Consider the following 17,682-nt stretch of genomic DNA (forward strand, 5'->3'; position numbering starts at 1 on the left):
AGAAGCCATAGCAATCAAAAGGCCTTCTAAACTAAAAATAATACCGAACCATATATTCTTTTTTCTCCACTGCTCCGTATCCTTTTTGATTACTTCATTAGATAATGTACTAGACTTCTTTATTAATGCAATTGCACCGATAAATAATAGGACTCCAATCAATAGAGATAGGATAATAAATACAAGAAATCCCCATCCCTGCATTCCTCTAATTCCAATTCCTGCCCAAAGCGTTCCGAAAAATGCCATGAAGATAACTCCAGCTGCTGTACCATGAACAGCAGCTCTGGGAATAGTAGTTTTAGACATCTATTATAACCTCCTTTTTTATTTCAATCGAAAAGTCTTCCTATAATTATAATTTATAAATCAATTGTACAACTTATTCTATTGAAACTATCTATGATGAATAAAAATTTTCTTACTGAGCAAACTACGCAAGATGAATAGACTCATCAAAAATAAGAGTGCGTTACAGAAAATACCTACCTCTTTTGACTGGAAAGGGATAGGTTTTTCTGTTTTTAAGCTGTATATCGTACCACCTCCATCCATTCCTTAGCCAAAAAACACAAACCATATATAGTGGCTTGTGCTTTTTTGAGTTTATAAATCATTTTATAAAGTTTAGATGTATTTTAAACAAATCTAAATGTCTGTTTTTTATTTCGTAATGAGGTTGTACTTTCTTAAGATATCCAATGTAATATTTTTGGCTTTTGTTCCCGAGCCATCAATATTTGTTACGAAAACATAAGATTGATTGTCCACTTTTACAAATCCAACGTACCAGCCCAGTCCCATGTCAGATAACCTTGTTCCTGTTTTCCCATAAAGTGTATAGTGATCTCCCTCCTCCTGAATCATCATTCGTTTAACAGTTTTCATGACTGGTTTATCAAAGGGAAGCTCTTCTTTATATAATTTTTCTAAAAAATTACCTTGCTCAAGTGCACTAATCTTTAAAGAATTGTCTAACCAAAAATGGTCAATTCCTCCACTAATATCTTCGTTTCCATATGAAGTCTTCTGTACCCACTCTTTCATACGTTTCTCCCCAATGTCCCTGGCCATTTCTTGATAATACCAAATGGCTGACTCACGCATAGCCGATCCAAGAGTATGATCACGGTTCCACGTGTCAAATTCTCTCTTAACACCATCCCAACGCTTCACATCATATTCATCTCGTACGGCTTTGACTTGTAATCCAATTAATGCATTAGGAATCTTGAACGTAGATTCTGGGGTAAGTCGTGTAGTCGCTCTTTCCTGATTGTAGACAAATGTTTTTCCTGTTTTAACATTACGTAATAAAAACGTTCCATTTTCATTAGAGAAAAATTCAGTAACATCTAGCTTTTTAACGTTAAGCTTTTCTCTAGAACCAGCTTCTTTACTTGATGTTTGAGCTTGAGCTGTATAACCTACTACTCCTACAAACAGCAAAAAGATAGATAGGTAAATCACTTTTTTCATTTCAAACACTCCATTTAATTATTTAACAGCTACATTTTATGCCTATATTTCAGAAAATTCAATATTTTAAGGCTGTATTCATAATTATTTTTCTTATTGGTTCAGTTGATTCATTATTAACTAACCTTTCTCTTAGTCGTCTTTATATTTAATTTCGTTGTTGATCTAATTTATTCCTATACAAAAAAGAACCCTTAAAGTAGAACGGGGACTGACCGGTTCTACTAAGGATTCTTTTTCCCGAGTATGCAACTTGTTATACATCTTTAGTATGCTAACGTCCTCTTCATAGGTGTATGAAAGATCCATGCATAAGAAGTGCACCTTTTATAATATGTTTGTATGGCAAAAAATAGTCTTTACGAGTAAAACATGTTACGATCTACTTGTGGTTATATTTTGGTACTTTATAATTGTCAATTCTGATAAAAACTACCTCTCTTGCTGGAGCATTCTATATCGAGGTAGTTTTTATTGTGTTATCCATTTCAATTATCTCTATATTTTTTAGTCTTCAAAATTTTCGTAGTGGCCCAACTTATAACTCCACCTACTATCACCCCTCCACTAATAGCTAAAACATGATAGATATAGTCCCCCCAATACATACAAACTTCACCTCTACATTTTCAGTGAACTTAATTATATCTATCCTACTACTTTTCCAGTGAAATAATTGTAGTAATTTGGATAACAAATAATAGTTAGTGATTTTTTCTTAGGGGTATATATAAAATATATTGTATTGTTATAAACTGCTTATGAGAAAAGAGGACCGTTTATGCTAGATAAATATGAAGTGTGCTTATTTACGAGGGAACTTTCAAGTTTAACTAAAGACTATCATACTTGTACAGATCCGTTAACGAAAGAAAGAGTGTATCAGCAAAAGGAACTGTTACGTGAGGTTCTTCGCTTACACTATCATAGTGAATTCTAATCACCTTTACAGTGATTTTCTATTTAATAATAGGCATCTGCCAACTATCACTCTTTACTTGATTATTCTAAAAGACCCTCTAATTCATTAGAAGGTCTTTTAGAATAATCAAGAGTTGTACCCATAAGATGTATTACTGTTCTTTAAGATGATTAAAATAATCTTCTAAAGCTTGCAATGAAGGGGATTCTTTGTAATCGAACTTGTTATCTCCATCTGCTATTTCATAATTAGACCAAGGAATGGCTTGATATACTTCATTTATTAAATCTGTAGATCCTGCTAATACAATCTTAGCTGTACGAGGCTGGGTAACAACGAGATAAGCTAGGCCACTTTTTTGACTCAGAGTTTGGAAAACTGTGTAGCTCTCTTCAGTTGCTAAGTAAGCCAACTTAGCAGGATAGTAGACAACATCATTACAGGGCGTAGGTAAAGCAACTAATTCTTTTGCGAGCGTAGATTGAGTTACACCTTTTGTTATGATTTTCATCACCTCTTCTATATTAGATTTAGCTTATGATTCTTTATACTATCATCTTTTTAGTATTTGTAAAAATAGTATAGTACAACCTATGTAAAATACTCGTGTAGTGGTCACTTCTACAGACCCAGGCACCCGTCCAAAAACAATCATGTTTGCGATATTACATGGTAAAAACTTATATAACGAGAAGAGCCTTACCTTCAAGGTCAAGGCTCTTCCTATTATTTTCTCTTATAGGGTCCTTTTTGCTATCTTCATCTTTATGTTAAATTAAGGTCTATGAAAATTGACCGTTTTTTCGTCATCTCCTGTGCGTTCAAACCAGCCTCTCATCGCCCAATTATCATAGCCTCCATCACCTTCATTAATAAATGTTCCTTCTTCAAATATCCAGACTCCGTACGTAATGCCATCATAATCTACCGTATCAAAGTATTGTACACCTTGTAATTGATCTGAATTATAACCTTGACTCAAATTCATCACCATTACATTATATTGTTGACCCGATTCAAAGAATGCTTTTTCCATCGCTCCCTTGACGAACCCACTTCGGTTATCAGCTGATTTTTTTGCATCGTCAATGGCCTGTCCAATCGCTACAGGATCAACGGTGACTTCTCCTCCAACCTCTGCTGCTTGTGCCGAACCAGTATCATCTCCTAAAGACGGTAGAGTTAGGGGTGTCGCTAACACAGCTAACCCTAATGCAGAAGCCACAGCAGCTTGTTTCGCTTTTCTCATTCTATCTCCCCCTCATTTTTAGGTGATTCTTAGAAAATTTACCCTATTTATCCAACAGTAAACAAAAACAAGTAAATGAGAAGTAACGTACTGTACATGGTTCATATTAAAATAAATATTTATACAAACTTTGTTTACATAAAGATGATTATGTTTAGCTTTACTTTCCACTATATCATTAAGTAAAATCGAACATGCTTTATTAAAAATAGTTTTATCATTTACCTATCTTTTAGAAAAACTGCGTATTTGCCGCCACTAAACGTAAAAGGTAAAACTTTAATTTATAAAAAAGAAGATTGAGGAATTCCTTCTATAAATGAAGAGAGTTCAAAAAAGCATACGTCTTTAGTTACCATAATGTCTCTTAAAGAAACCAGACAAAAGAATCTATAATGAAGACCTCTAACAAAGGTTCTTTTGCTGGTGTATGAAATTTTTTATACATCCTTGATTTCTCAATCTTTCTGAGACAACCAGGCTCGAAATCTTTTGGGGAAAGTAATTATTTTAATCACTCTAAATTAAGAATAAATTTCTTCCAGGTCTTTAAAGAGAAAACTTTTTCCTTTGTAAATATTATGAATTTATTTAAGTAGTTCCACCTTCTAAAAGTTTAACAGGCAGATATGTTTCAAATTCTATGTTGTTGAATTCGCCCTCAATCTCTTTAGATAAAATGTCTATTGCTACCTTTGCAATAGAATCAATAGGTTGTTGTATGGTCGTTAATTCTGGTAGTATAGCCTTTACTGTTTCCGTTCCATCGTAACCAATCACTTTTAAATGAGTGGGTATATCTTTTCCCCTTTTTCTAGCTTCTGTGATGACAGAAGCCGCAATCAGATCATCACTTGCAAAAATACCGTCTACTTCCGGATGTTCATCAAAAAGATTAGCGATTACCTCTTCACGACTCTTTTGAGGAGAGACTTCATATGTAATTGGTAATTTTCCGTACCCCTCCATAACATCTTCATACGCTTTTCTTCTTAAGTTTGCTGGTGTTTCCAAATCGAGTGGGCCGTTAATATGAATAATATTTTCACACTGTTTTTTTATTAACAATTCTGTGGCCTTTTTCCCCCCATCATAATTATCAGATCCTACAACAGGAATCTTTTCAGATAAATAATGATCAATTGCTACGATAGGTAAATTTTGCTTGTGATAATCTAGGACTCCTCGGTTGTATGTTACAACAATGACCCCATCTACCTGGTTTCGTATAAGCATTTCTAAGTATTTTTCCTCTTTATCCATACGGTTTAAACTATTACAAAGCAACAATTTATAACCTAGTGAAGTACAAATACTTTCAATATGAAAGGCAAGCTCACCAAAAAACGGGTTACTTGAATTGGGTATAATTAATCCTATTAAATTTGTTTTTTTATGAAATAAAGAACGTGCTAAATCGTTTGGGAAGTAATTAATTTCTTCCATTGCTTTATAAACTTTATCCTTTGTTTTCTCACTTATGTAACCTCGATTATTTAAGACACGTGAAACTGTTGTTGATGAAACTCCTGCAACCTTTGCTACATCATGGATATTAGGTTTCATTATCTTTCCTCCTATCCCACTAAATATCACTTGTTAATATTATATTAGGATTTTTTATCTCTATTATTTAAATAAGCTTTTATATTTTTTAGTCACATAAGAATTTTTTGATTAGGTTAGGGAAATAGCTTATTGAGCATTATACAGACACTTCATGTCAATTAAAATTAATTCCTCTTTTGATAGCTTTACAATTTCCTTATTAATAAAAATTTCATATTGTGAAATAGTTCATTTCGAAGAACACTTTAATTAATTAAAGTTTATTTGTTACGGACTTATTGTAGAAAATATCTCTAACATGTGCAAGAATTAGAGGTTAATTACCATTAGCATATATCGAACATACATTAACTTTTATTATGAACGAGATATTGATAATACATATATTCTAATATATTATACCTTCGTTTTAAGGGTAGGAGCGAAAAGTTTGATATTTCAAAAAAAAACATGTCAACCGATTGACATATGTAAACGGTTGACATAAAATACTCCTTGAAAGCGCTTTTATATATTTGTGTGAATAAGAAGAAATAAGGGGGACTGGAACGTATGAAGAAATGGTTTTTAGTAGGTATATCTTTATTGCTAATTCTTGCTGTAGTAGGTTGTAGTAAGGATAAAAGCGTAAGTAGTGACGGCAAACAAATGGTTACAATGTGGGTACACGTATCAGACGATAGTGAAGAAGGTAAGGTTTATAAAAAACGAGTAGATGCTTTTAACAAGAAATATGCATCTAAAAATGTTAAAGCTAAAATTGAATTTATTCCACGTAGTGGGAACGGCGGAGGATATGAGGATAAAGTAAACGCAGCGTTGACAACTGATACATTACCCGATGTTATTACGTTGGATGGGCCAAATACAGCTGCTTATGCAAAATCTGGCATCATTGCTCCACTAGATGATTATGTGAAAGATCAAGATGATTTACTACCGAGTATCAAACAACAAGGAACATACAAAGACAAATTGTATGCGATTGGTGCGAGTGAATCATCTGTGGGAATTTACTACAATAAAAAAATGCTACAAGAGGCAGGCGTTGATTTAAATACGTTACCGACAGTTGACAATCCTTGGACATGGGATCAATTCATGGCCCTTTGTAAAACGTTGAAAGAAAAATATAATAAACCGGCTATTGATATGCAATTACAAGCAAAAGATGAAATGTTGACGTATGCACTAACGCCATTTGTATGGTCTGCAGGTGGAGAAATTATCTCAAAAGACGGTACTAAAGCAGAAGGTGTGTTTAATAAAAAGCCTAGTGTTGAGGCCATGACTTTTATTCAAACGATGTTAAAAGAAGGCTATACAACGCGTACTCCAGTTAAGCAGGCTTTCGAAACGGAAAAGTACCCAATGAAGTTTAGTGGTGTATGGACAGTAACAGATATGAAAACAAACTTTCAAAAAGTTGATTATGGTGTTATGCCTTATCCAGTATCACCAAAGACAAAGAAACTAGTTTCACCTTCAGGAAGTTGGCAGTTTGCAATGACACAGAAATCTGAAAATAAAGAATGGTCTGCTAAACTAGTAGATTGGATGACAAATAAAGATTCAAATTTAGAATTAAGTCGTACAATTGCAGCACTACCGGTTCGTTACTCTTCTGAAAAAGTACTTACAAAAGAATTTTCTGATCAAATGAATGTATTTATGAAGCAATTAAAGGAATCAGGACATGCACGACCAGTAACACCAGCGTATCCACAAGTAACACGTGCTTTCCAACAAACAATTGATGATATCAGTTTCTATGACCAAAACAAAAACATCAAAAAAGTCTTAGATACACGTGCTACAGAAATGCAAGCAGCTATCGATAAGGCTAATCGATAAAAGCAGCTAGAAGGAGGCATTATGATTAAAACTGGATTAAAAGGAAATAAGACTGTTTACACATTTTCAAGAGCAGAAAAAAACATCAAAAATAAAATTAAATGGAAAGACAATGTAGTAGCTTATACATTTCTAGGACCAGCATTATTACTTTTATTGCTGTTTCTTATTATTCCAGCTATTATGTCCGTCTACTATGCATTTACAGATTATTATCTTTTAACACCCGATATGCGTAAGTTTGTTGGATTAGACAACTTTATCAATTTATTTAAGGATCCTATTTTCTTGAAAAGCTTGGCGAATACACTGAAATTTGTCGTTTGGGTAATTCCTTTACAAATAGGGGCAGCTCTTGGGCTGGCCCTCCTATTAAACAAACAACGGAAAGCTAACACATTTTTTAAAGTAGCTTACTTTAGTCCTGTGGTAATGTCGCTCGTTGTTATCTCAGTTCTTTGGCTCTATCTGTTAAATCCAAATGAAGGAATTATAAACAATGTACTTACTTATTTTGGTGTATCAGCTCAACCGTTCTTAACGAGCCCTAAACAGGCTATGTTTACAATCGTTTTTGTTTCAGCATGGCAGGGGGCTGGCTTTCAAATGTTAATTTTCCTAGCAGGTTTGCAAAATATACCTGGAGACGTCTACGAAGCTGCACAGCTAGATGGAATGAATAAATGGCAACGCTTTATTTATATTACGTTACCATTATTAAAGCCAACTTCTATTTTTATATTTATTACGACATTAATTGGTGCGTTTAAACTATTAGTCCAACCAATGGTTATGACACAAGGTGGGCCAGTAAACTCCACGATGACAGTTGTATATTACATTTATCAAACTGGCTTTACGGATCGAATGGTCGGATATGCTAGTTCAATTGCTCTTCTATTTGGAACAATTATTGGGTTAGTTACGCTAGCGCAACGGAAATTAGTGAAGGAGGAAGATGACTAATGAGACGAAAATTCGGACCTTTAACAATTCTAGAATACATTTGTTTAGTTTTGCTGGCGGTATTATTTATATTCCCATTGTTTTGGATGATCGCGTCCTCAATGAAACCTGAAGCAGAAGTTTATAATAATATGAACAGTATCAAGGCTTTCCTACCTTCCTTTCATGCGTCAGATTGGTTTACATCCTATAAGCAAGTTCTGTCACGTTTTCATTTACTTGGTTATATAATAAACAGCTTGTTTTATGGTTTATGTGTAGCAGCAGGCTCTGTCATTATCAATGGGATGGCAGGTTATGCGTTCGCTAAATTGAATTTTAATGGAAAAAGAGTGCTGTTTGGTCTTTTATTGGCTCTTCTAATCGTACCACTGGAAACGATCCTAATCTCACAATTTACTATAGTTCACAAACTAGGATTAGTAGACACTCGTCTTGCTGTAATTCTGCCAGCCTTAGCAGGGGCATTCAATATCTATTTATTCCGAAACTTTTTTATGGCTATTCCATCAGAGATTATTGAATCAGCCAAATTGGATGGAGCGAATACCTGGCAAATATTCTTGAGAATTATGCTACCAATGTCTAAACCGGCTGTTGCTACAGTTGGAACTTTAGCCTTTATCGGAAGTTGGAATGATTATATTTGGCCTTTAATGGTTTTAACGGACAAGTCAAAATTTCCGATTCAAGTAGCAATTACAGCTATCAATAGTACGGAGCCGGTTTACACAAATCAAGTTATGGCTGTTTTAACAATATCCACCATCCCCTTAATTCTTATCTATATAGTGGCTCAACGTTATATTTTAGAAGGAATTGGTGGTTCAGGAACAGGTATTAAATAGGGAAAAATCAGGTTATTTCTGCGAAAACAATACTTATGTATGGGTAATTTTTAAAAATAAATGTCAACCGGTTGACATAAAATGAATTTGAAAGTGCTTTCAGTTTTTGTTTCAAGGATTCTATCTATCTAGTTAAAGGAGCAACAAACATGAAAAGTTCAAAAATTCTCTATTGGAAGTTAAGTGCTTATTTTTTCTTTTTCTTTTTTACTTGGTCTTCTAGCGCCTCTTTATTTCCTATTTGGTTAAAGCAAGAGTTAAATTTAAGTGGATCAGCCACAGGTTTAATTTTCTCTGTAAACGCTATCTTCGCATTGTGTATACAGCCTGTATATGGTTATATCTCTGACAAGATAGGTCTAAAGAAAAATATATTATCTTTTATTAGTTTACTACTTGTATTTGTAGGACCATTTTATATTTATATATATGGACCACTATTAAAATATAATGTGATTTTGGGTGCAGCTGTGGGAGCTATTTATTTAGGCATTGGTATTTCTGCGGGTATCGGCGCTATTGAAACCTATGTTGAAAAAGTTAGCCGAAAATACGATTTCGAATACGGAAAGTCTAGAATGTGGGGTTCGTTAGGTTGGGCGTCAGCAACTTTTTTTGCAGGTCAGTTATTTAATATTAATCCCGATATCAACTTTTGGGTGGCATCTGTTTCAGCAATTATCTTAGTTGCAATTATTTTATCAGTAAAAATAGAAGTTACAAATTTTGAATTGGAAAAAGCTGAATCCGTTAAATTAAAGGATGTTGGACAACTTTTTCTTTTAAAGAAGTTTTGGTTTTTGATGATGTATGTGATTGGAGTAACGTGTGTATATAGTGTGTACGATCAGCAGTTTCCAATTTACTACACATCTTTATTCGCCACTGAAGCCACAGGAAATCAGGTGTTTGGATATTTAAGTTCTTTTCAAGTATTTTTAGAGGCTGGAATGATGTTTATTGCACCTTTTATTGTAAATAAAATTGGAGCCAAAAATGGACTATTATTAGCCGGTCTTCTAATGGCACTTCGTATTATTGGTTCCGGGCTTGTAGTAGGGCCCGTCGGTATTTCTTCAATGAAATTAATACATGCATTAGAATTACCCATTATGTTGATTGCTATTTTTAAATATTTTGCAGCTAACTTTGATACACGACTATCTTCCGTTTTGTATTTAGTTGGATTTCAAGCTGCCTCTCAAATAGGTGCATCTTTGTTATCGCCTCTTGCAGGTAAATTATACGACATGATAGGCTTCCGTCATACTTATCTTATTCTAGGAATAATGGTCCTTTGTTTTACGATTATTTCAATGTTCACTTTATTAGGTTCTAATAAAAGCAAAGGGTTAGAAGGAAATATAACGGACATAAAACAAGTTATATAAGGAGATGTTAGAATGTTCACAATAAACAAACTTCAACAAGCGCAAGATGCATTGGATACTGCAAAAGAAGGAGTAAATAACCGTTATCGGTTAGGTTATCATATTATGGCACCAGCGAACTGGATCAATGATCCAAATGGTTTAGTACAGTATAAAGGAGAATACCACGTATTTTATCAGCATCACCCTTACGATGAAAACTGGGGTCCGATGCACTGGGGGCATGTAAAAAGTAAAGATCTTGTTCATTGGGAACACTTGCCTATTGCTTTAGCTCCTGGTGATGATTGTGATAGTGACGGGTGTTTCTCAGGAAGCGCTGTAGATAATAATGGGGAATTAACATTAATCTATACCGGACACAATTATACTGATAAGGAAAAAGATATTTTTTATCAAAATCAAAATATTGCTGTTAGTACGGATGGTGTCACATTTCATAAGATTGCAGAAAATCCAGTAATTCCTGAACCACCTACGGATAGTAGTCATCATTTCCGTGACCCTAAAGTATGGAAACACAAAGATAGCTGGTATATGGTAGTAGGGAATTCGACCAAGAACAATGTAGGCAGAGTAATTTTATACCGTTCTCCGGATTTACGTCAGTGGTCATATATCGGTGTATTGGCACAAGGAAACGAAAAACTCGGATTCATGTGGGAATGTCCAGATTTCTTTGAATTAGATGGAAAATACGTTCTCATGATTTCTCCACAAGGTATTAAGAGAGATGGGGATTTATACAACAATCTATTCCAGACGGGATATTTAATTGGAGATTATAATTACGAATTAAACGAGTTTATACACGGGTCATTTAATGAGTTAGATAATGGACATGACTTTTATGCAGTTCAAACGTTATTAGATGAAAAAGGACGTCGAATTGCTATTGGTTGGATGGATATGTGGGAGTCAGATATGCCAACAAAAGAAGATGGATGGTGTGGAGCACTTACATTACCACGTGAAGTTACTTTAGGAGAGAATGATAAAGTTTTAATGAATCCTGTGGAAGAATTAAACTTATTGCGTGAGATTGAACATAATACACTTACCAATGTAACTTCTAATAGCTATTTAATAGAAACAAACGAAGATTTACTTGAAATAAAAGCTGTGTTTGACCTAACCAATTGTAACGCTCAGTCGGTTGGAATAAGAATTCGTGGAATTAACCAGGAAGAGACTGTATTAACGTATCACTTGGACAAACAAACACTAAAACTCGATTGTTCTAAGTCTGGTAAAGTTGAAGATGGTGTAAGAAATACCATTCTTAGGGCAAATCAAGAGCTTTCCTTACGCATATTCCTTGATCGATCCTCTATTGAAGTATTTGCAAATGAAGGACAAGCAACTATGACAAGTCGTATTTATCCAACTGAAGATAGATTAGGCATTGAAGTATTTACAGATGTTGAAGATGTAAAGATTAAGGAATTAACATACTGGAAGTTAAAAGATATCTGGAAATAAACTATGAATGAACAAGTGTACAAGCACTTGTTCATTGTTTTGGGGTGAAGATGTTGAAAAGAGTTTTTTGTATTGGCGAAACATTAATTGATTTTATTCCTGTTCAAAAAGAAAAGTCTTTAAAAGAAGTTAATAGTTTTGAACGTGTGGCTGGAGGAGCTCCTATGAACGTTGCAATTGCGATTGCAAAATACGGGGGAAATTCTGTTATGCTAACGAAAATAGCTAATGATAGCTTTGGTGATTATTTAGTAGATGTGCTTGAAGGAAATGGGGTAGATACTTCATATATTATTCGATGCAATGAAGGAGAGACTGGTTTGGCATTCGTATCTGTAGATAAATTGGGAGATAGAGACTTCAGTTTTTATAGAAAGAATTCAGCTGACTTATTACTTTTACCAAACGAGGTGAAAGTAGAGTGGTTTGATAAGGGAGACCTTCTTCATTTTTGTTCTGTAGATTTAGTGGAAAGTTCAATGAAACAAACCCATGTAAAAGTAATAGATAGTTTTCAAAAAATAGGGGGGATTGTCAGTTTTGATCCCAATGTTCGTCTTCCCTTATGGCCTGACAAAGAAAGCTGTCGTCGAACAATTCTAGACTTTTTACCTTTAGCAGATATCGTGAAAGTATCGGATGAAGAATTATTTTTTATAACCAATATTCAGGGAGAAAGGGAAGCTATTAACTCTCTTTTTGTTGGCAATGTAAAAGTAGTAGTTTATACCAAAGGGAAAAATGGAGCTATTATTTATTTGATAAATGGAGAGCAATTTGAAGATAAAGGATTTAAAGTAACGGTTTCAGATACAACCGGAGCAGGTGATGCATTTATAGGTGGTTTTTTATCTGAACTGCTTTCATTTGACGTATCGAGTGATAATCTATGTCAAAAAATTAGTGAACACCATGAACAATTGCTTACTTTTGCTAATGCGAGTGGAGCACTTACAGCTTCAGTAAAAGGAGCTATTCAGGCAGCACCCGGAAAACAGCATATACTAAATTTTATTTCTACTCAACGTACAACTATAAATGAGCAAAATGAATCTAAATCGTATTAGAATAACCAATTTTTCTGTATTATTTATTGAATAGTTAAATAAATGTCACTTAAGAATGCTTCACTCAGTTTTAGTAGAAGTATTCTAAATGAAATTTAAACTTCCAACTTATTAGTTAATTGGTGATTAAATTGGATATATGGATGGGCAAAATTAGAGATTATAATCATTTAGGTCATTACTTAGGGACCTACCAAGCAATTATAGAAGAACAAGATAATATGCTTTATAAAATGACATTATCTTTTAATCCTGTATATACGCTAAACAAACATGGAAAAAGCAATCATTTAGAAGATAAAATATTGTATAGTTCAAGTGTAGAAGTACTGAAAAGGAAATTCAGAAATAAAATCCCCCTTTTAAAGAAACAGACAAAAGTAATATGGATAAAAGGGGGAAATATTTAATCTTACAAGCAAAAGATCATGAGGGCAAGAACTCTCGTTTAAAAGGCTAGTTTTGTTTGTCCAGGTGCAAAAACATAATTATGAATTTTTAATTCCGTTCATGTTAATAAAGTTTCCCCCATTCCCCTACATTTAAAAAAGCTTTTTCTCTAATGAGCAAAAGCTTTTAGATTTATTTTTTAATCTATACATTTTTCCATTAAGGTGTATAGATTAAAGACGGCTATTCATCCCCTTATTTCCGGATTTCGAGCTATTAGGTCCGTTTTACAAGTTATATAACTGTCCCCTTTAGAGATTAGCTGTTGATATATGAGTGTAATAAATTTATTGTTAAATAGGTTATAAATATTAACATTTTGGTAAATGGGTGAGATTATCATTGCAGGGGTATAAGGGTGTTTTAAAACAAACTTTGATTATAGAGATAGAAAAGGCCCGGGAGAATATGATTCAAGTAGCATTAGAAGAAGGAATGACAAGTGACAACACACTTCAAGTCAGCAAGTTCATTGATCAATTGTTAAATGAATTACATAAGATTAGCTTAACAAAGTAAGTCTTGTCTTTCCTTATACATAAGAAGCTATCGCATTCTAATAGCATTGGCCTAGCATGAGAAAGCGATAGCTTTTTAGTAAGTGGTGATTAACTTACTAATCGACTTGTAAGTTATAAATAATTTGGATAATAAAGTAAAGTTATAATGTGCTGGCACATGTGTATAGAAGGCAGGCTTATTATACATGATTTCTTCATTCACCTCGAACTGAAATGTTGATAAATCAAAACTGTATAAAAACCTGCATAAAGAAGAAACAAGGCCTCATCTAGAACCCTTCTCCCAAGAGGGTTCTTTTTGATATGTGTTCCGGAAAACTACATTATGGTAAGTAGAAAAAGAAGCCATAACTTGATAAAGAAAGGGGAAGAAAGTAATTAATCTGTACAAAATTTAATTTCGCATCAGGCAGATTTTCTGCGTACACATGGTAAAATAAAGAGGGTTTATACTTAACCATCTACTCACTAACAAGAGAACATATATAAGGGGATATTAAACGATGCATAGAAATAACAAGTTATATCATTTTTTAGTGGAACGAACATGGTCATTGACTGAGAAATGGTATGAATCAGTAGATAAGGACGGCTCGCTTGGTGTATATGCTTCTAATGATCCACAAGTCATCCACAAAGTAAAACAGCAAAATCATGAATTTCACGTGCGATTTTGTAAAGTCTTTGACGAAACAGAATCACATGAATATTTTTCTGCCCATTTTGATGAATGGATTTGTTCGGTTTCAAAGGATGAAGAACATTTACGTACACCCATTCATTTTATTTTAAAAGAGTTTTTTTCTACCCAAGACCAATACTTAGATTTAATTCAAGAATTTGTTCAGACAAGTGATGAAACTTATTCACAAGAGACCATTAACAGATGGAATCGTGTTGTTATTAAGAATTTCAATTATGTAATGACGGTATTTACTAAAGAATACCATGCTTATTCTCAAATACGATTAAAAGCTCAACAAGAAATGATTCATGAATTAAGTTCACCTGTCATCACAATAAAAAAAGATGTCGCACTTTTACCACTGGTTGGAGATATTGATACGGCAAGAGCAAAGATGATTTTGGAAAGCACGTTACAACAATGTGCTGACAAACAAATTTCCTCCCTTTACATTGATTTATCTGGGGTTATAATGGTGGATACAATGGTTGCCCATCAAATCTTTCAATTAATTGATACCCTTGGTCTACTTGGAGTGAAGTGTACCTTATCTGGGATTAGACCGGAAATTGCCCAAACAGCCATTCAACTTGGTCTTTCGTTTAAAAGTATAAGAATTAAATCCAATCTTGCTCAAGCATTGGATTCCGACGCTCAACTATCCGTACAATAAAGACCACTCACTCATAATGAACTTTATCGAAAAAGCTCCATAGAATAAATTATTCTATGGAGCTTTTGACTTTGTAAATTAGGAAGGTCTAAAAAGAAGAAGAAAAAGATGCTGATTGAGCGCTAAAATCATTCAAACTACATTATATGTTTTCATTCTCTATTAGGTATCTTATCTAAAAGGAAAGAAACAGAAATTTACGTTAAAGCATGATGGAGTAAGGCATGCTATCGAACTACATGAAACCACTAATAAGCCTGTAAAGGAAATCTGTAAAATCACGAATATAAGTGAAGCTACTTTTTATCGTCGGTGGAGAGAATATCAGAAACTAAAAAATACGGTGACTACGGGAGAATAATAGAAAGAATTTTATTTTTTACTACATAAACAGCTATCTATAGTCGATTAAAGTAAAGAAATTAACTATTTAGTTGTAATATAGTGGATGGTCACTATAAAATAGGGTTTTAAACTGAAAACAAATGGTAAGTGATAAAAAGTATTTATGTAAGGAGGTACTACTATGAAGAATTCTATAACAGTTCTGCCAGAAGAGTGGATGAAACTAGTAAAAGACGCAATGAATTCAAATGTGAGTAAAGAAGAATTTAAACAGTTTCTAGAAGCAAAATCTCAAGATAATACGATAATAAAAAAACATTAGATAGCTTGCTTATCTAATGTTTTTTATTATCACTAGGTTTGTTTATTATCTAAGAATGCTTTTACTTCTTTAAGAGATAGCCCTATTTCCTTAGCCTCGTGGATAAGATTGATCCATTCTTGATCTACATTTGACATTGTTATTTCATTTTCACTGCTCATAAAAATAAATTCCTCCAGAATTTTAGGTAGCCCAGCTGTCATAGTCAATTGACTTTAGATCTGTAGCTTTGCGTCCTAGCTTTTCAACTAGTTTGCCTTTATCTGAATATGTAAATTTATATAAAATCTTACTACATAAGGGGTGTCAAAGTGTGTCGAAATAAGTATTCTTATAATTATTTTCTGAATTAAACAACTATTTCCAACTCCAAAAATAATGCTGAGAGTTATCAGCTGGGAAGAGACGTAAACCAAGCGTACAATAAGGCCTAGTATTTTTAATACGTCTAAAAAGGTGTACCTTTTTGTACTATCTACATTGAACAGCCTTAACTATAGATTATGTATTGCATCCTCCATAAATCAAACTATATGGGAGCTTAATTGCTAAATAAAGTTAGTAAGTAGAATAAGTGTTACAATGATTACGCATCAAGAATTTGACACCGTAAGAAGAGAATGACTATGAAAAGTACAGGTATTGTAAGAAAAGTTGACCAATTAGGGCGCGTTGTCCTCCCAAGTGAATTGCGCAAAGTTTTAGATATAAAAGAGAAAACACCAATAGAGATTTATGTTGAGGGGAACCAAATTATTTTTCGAAAATATCAAGCCTATCCAGCGTGTGTGATCACTGGAGAAATAACAAAAGAAAATAAAGTATATTCTGGTAATCTTATATTAAGCCCAGAAGGTGCCGAACAATTGTTTAACCAATTGAAAAATGAAAATATAGAAGGTAGTAAATAGTCATTTAATATAAAAATTTTTATTTAATTTGGGTTTTAAGAAGAGTAAAAGAGGGAAAATAATTTAATTCTATTCCAGATGAAATTTAAATACGTTGATTAAATTATGATAATGAATCTGGAGGGAAGGTATGTCAATTAATAAAGAAGCTTTATGTCAAGGTAAAAGATTTAAGATTATTCATATTTATAGTTCTGGCTATTGTGAGCTTAGAAAAGTTAATGGTCCTTTTAAGCTAGAACTAGCTTTAGTAAATGATATCCTACTAACAGGATAATAATTGATACACATTCGTATTTTATTAACAAAACTGACTCATTTTAATTTTTGTGGTTAAATCAGCATATTAATCATTTTCTTTGATAAACAAGGAAGCAATTTCCTTATATAAAATGTATGTGTAACCCTAAATATTAACCAAAAGCCTACCTTCATGATGACAGGTAGGTTTTTTCTGTCATGAAACTCTTGGGTAGAATGCTGATGAGCATCTGGCTTAGTTTGCTCGAATACTAGTAACTTATTGATTTTCAAGAACTTTTGTTAGAAGTACTATCTGATTGTGCAACTCGTTCTTAGTAGGTAAATGTCTGCACTTGTCATAATCTGCAATTAGGCATTTAACCTCCCTATGGAATAGGAAAACTTCATAGTTATAGAGCATATTCTTTCCTCCTGATGGCCCTCTACCCTTTACATTACCCTTTCAACACATTCTAACACGTCATTTCCGATAAAGTTCATTATGATAACTAGGATTCCCTAGCCTATCCAGCGTAAAAACAGAAAAACTACCGGATCTGAACTGCACCCCAATTGTTAGACAAAAACTAATAATTGGAGGTGCAGTTTTTTATGTCAAAACACACACTTGAAACAAAGTTAAAAGCTGTAGATTTCTACATCAATAAGCAATATTCATATAAAGAAACAGCTGAGTTATATGGT

The 17,682-nt window shown here is 33.4% G+C and carries 17 protein-coding genes, 3 pseudogenes and 1 riboswitch; of the genes and pseudogenes, 14 read left to right on the top strand and 6 right to left on the bottom strand.

Annotated elements, in window-relative coordinates; translation table 11 throughout:
* Positions 1 to 309 (bottom strand): annotated as a pseudogene (locus tag AC1DEF_RS28285) (hypothetical protein); the annotation flags it as partial.
* Between the two features lie 354 nt (positions 310 to 663).
* Positions 664 to 1,479 carry a class D beta-lactamase gene (gene blaOXA, locus AC1DEF_RS28290; RefSeq protein WP_097825526.1) on the bottom strand — a complete coding sequence of 272 codons (816 nt, stop codon included), beginning with the start codon at positions 1,477 to 1,479 and terminating at the stop codon, positions 664 to 666.
* Between the two features lie 781 nt (positions 1,480 to 2,260).
* On the opposite strand from blaOXA, the gene AC1DEF_RS28295 reads away from it, so the two are divergent.
* Positions 2,261 to 2,419, top strand: a complete 159-nt coding sequence (locus AC1DEF_RS28295; RefSeq protein WP_176521370.1) for a hypothetical protein — start codon at positions 2,261 to 2,263, stop codon at positions 2,417 to 2,419.
* A gap of 133 nt (positions 2,420 to 2,552) precedes the next feature.
* Here AC1DEF_RS28295 and AC1DEF_RS28300 read toward each other — a convergent pair whose 3' ends face one another.
* The 3 genes from AC1DEF_RS28300 to AC1DEF_RS28310 form a co-directional block, all read right to left on the bottom strand.
* Positions 2,553 to 2,912, bottom strand: a complete 360-nt coding sequence (locus tag AC1DEF_RS28300; RefSeq protein ID WP_097825527.1) for a hypothetical protein — start codon at positions 2,910 to 2,912, stop codon at positions 2,553 to 2,555.
* A 264-nt stretch (positions 2,913 to 3,176) separates the two neighbouring features.
* On the bottom strand, positions 3,177 to 3,650 hold the full coding sequence (locus tag AC1DEF_RS28305) for a stress protein (protein ID WP_097825528.1): 474 nt from the start codon (positions 3,648 to 3,650) through the stop codon (positions 3,177 to 3,179).
* Between the two features lie 591 nt (positions 3,651 to 4,241).
* On the bottom strand, positions 4,242 to 5,216 hold the full coding sequence (locus AC1DEF_RS28310; protein WP_057274207.1) for a LacI family DNA-binding transcriptional regulator: 975 nt from the start codon (positions 5,214 to 5,216) through the stop codon (positions 4,242 to 4,244).
* Positions 5,217 to 5,771: 555 nt separating this feature from the next.
* Here AC1DEF_RS28310 and AC1DEF_RS28315 point away from each other — a divergent pair.
* The 11 genes and pseudogenes from AC1DEF_RS28315 to AC1DEF_RS28365 all read left to right on the top strand — a co-directional run.
* Complete coding sequence (locus AC1DEF_RS28315; RefSeq protein WP_097825529.1) at positions 5,772 to 7,073, top strand: ABC transporter substrate-binding protein; 1,302 nt, start codon at positions 5,772 to 5,774, stop codon at positions 7,071 to 7,073.
* A gap of 21 nt (positions 7,074 to 7,094) precedes the next feature.
* On the top strand, positions 7,095 to 8,039 hold the full coding sequence (locus AC1DEF_RS28320) for a carbohydrate ABC transporter permease (protein ID WP_255255832.1): 945 nt from the start codon (positions 7,095 to 7,097) through the stop codon (positions 8,037 to 8,039).
* Positions 8,039 to 8,887, top strand: a complete 849-nt coding sequence (locus tag AC1DEF_RS28325) for a carbohydrate ABC transporter permease (RefSeq protein WP_097825530.1) — start codon at positions 8,039 to 8,041, stop codon at positions 8,885 to 8,887. Before AC1DEF_RS28320 ends, AC1DEF_RS28325 begins: the two co-directional genes overlap by 1 nt.
* Positions 8,888 to 9,036: 149 nt before the next feature.
* A complete protein-coding gene (locus tag AC1DEF_RS28330; RefSeq protein ID WP_097825531.1) occupies positions 9,037 to 10,278 on the top strand; it encodes an MFS transporter in 1,242 nt (413 codons plus the stop codon).
* Between the two features lie 21 nt (positions 10,279 to 10,299).
* Positions 10,300 to 11,760, top strand: coding sequence for a glycoside hydrolase family 32 protein (locus tag AC1DEF_RS28335; protein ID WP_176521373.1), 1,461 nt, complete (start codon positions 10,300 to 10,302; stop codon positions 11,758 to 11,760).
* Between the two features lie 53 nt (positions 11,761 to 11,813).
* Positions 11,814 to 12,827 carry a carbohydrate kinase family protein gene (locus AC1DEF_RS28340; RefSeq protein WP_097825541.1) on the top strand — a complete coding sequence of 338 codons (1,014 nt, stop codon included), beginning with the start codon at positions 11,814 to 11,816 and terminating at the stop codon, positions 12,825 to 12,827.
* A 131-nt stretch (positions 12,828 to 12,958) separates the two neighbouring features.
* Positions 12,959 to 13,237: a hypothetical protein gene (locus AC1DEF_RS28345; RefSeq protein WP_097825533.1), complete on the top strand. Its 279-nt coding sequence runs from the start codon at positions 12,959 to 12,961 to the stop codon at positions 13,235 to 13,237.
* Between the two features lie 370 nt (positions 13,238 to 13,607).
* Positions 13,608 to 13,796 (top strand): aspartyl-phosphate phosphatase Spo0E family protein, encoded by a 189-nt coding sequence (locus AC1DEF_RS28350; protein ID WP_477727706.1) that lies wholly within the window; start codon positions 13,608 to 13,610, stop codon positions 13,794 to 13,796.
* A 505-nt stretch (positions 13,797 to 14,301) separates the two neighbouring features.
* The gene (locus AC1DEF_RS28355; RefSeq protein WP_097825535.1) at positions 14,302 to 15,156 is read left to right on the top strand and encodes an STAS domain-containing protein; all 855 of its coding nucleotides are present in this window, start codon (positions 14,302 to 14,304) and stop codon (positions 15,154 to 15,156) included.
* A gap of 226 nt (positions 15,157 to 15,382) precedes the next feature.
* A pseudogene (locus AC1DEF_RS28360) lies at positions 15,383 to 15,517 on the top strand (helix-turn-helix domain-containing protein); the annotation flags it as partial.
* Between the two features lie 180 nt (positions 15,518 to 15,697).
* Positions 15,698 to 15,823, top strand: a pseudogene (locus tag AC1DEF_RS28365) (anti-repressor SinI family protein); the annotation flags it as partial.
* 32 nt (positions 15,824 to 15,855) lie between these two features.
* On the opposite strand, the gene AC1DEF_RS28370 reads toward AC1DEF_RS28365, so the two are convergent.
* Positions 15,856 to 16,026 (bottom strand): anti-repressor SinI family protein, encoded by a 171-nt coding sequence (locus AC1DEF_RS28370; RefSeq protein WP_176521371.1) that lies wholly within the window; start codon positions 16,024 to 16,026, stop codon positions 15,856 to 15,858.
* Positions 16,007 to 16,091, bottom strand: a riboswitch (cyclic di-GMP riboswitch). Its footprint overlaps the gene before it by 20 nt.
* 358 nt (positions 16,092 to 16,449) lie before the next feature.
* Between AC1DEF_RS28370 and AC1DEF_RS28375 the strand changes: the two genes are divergently transcribed.
* Together AC1DEF_RS28375 and AC1DEF_RS28380 are read left to right on the top strand one after the other, a co-directional pair.
* On the top strand, positions 16,450 to 16,734 hold the full coding sequence (locus tag AC1DEF_RS28375) for an AbrB/MazE/SpoVT family DNA-binding domain-containing protein (RefSeq protein WP_097825538.1): 285 nt from the start codon (positions 16,450 to 16,452) through the stop codon (positions 16,732 to 16,734).
* A gap of 130 nt (positions 16,735 to 16,864) precedes the next feature.
* Positions 16,865 to 17,011 (top strand): hypothetical protein, encoded by a 147-nt coding sequence (locus AC1DEF_RS28380; protein WP_176521372.1) that lies wholly within the window; start codon positions 16,865 to 16,867, stop codon positions 17,009 to 17,011.
* Positions 17,012 to 17,682: the final 671 nt, after the last annotated feature.

The organism is Priestia sp. 10L35, assembly GCF_056395685.1.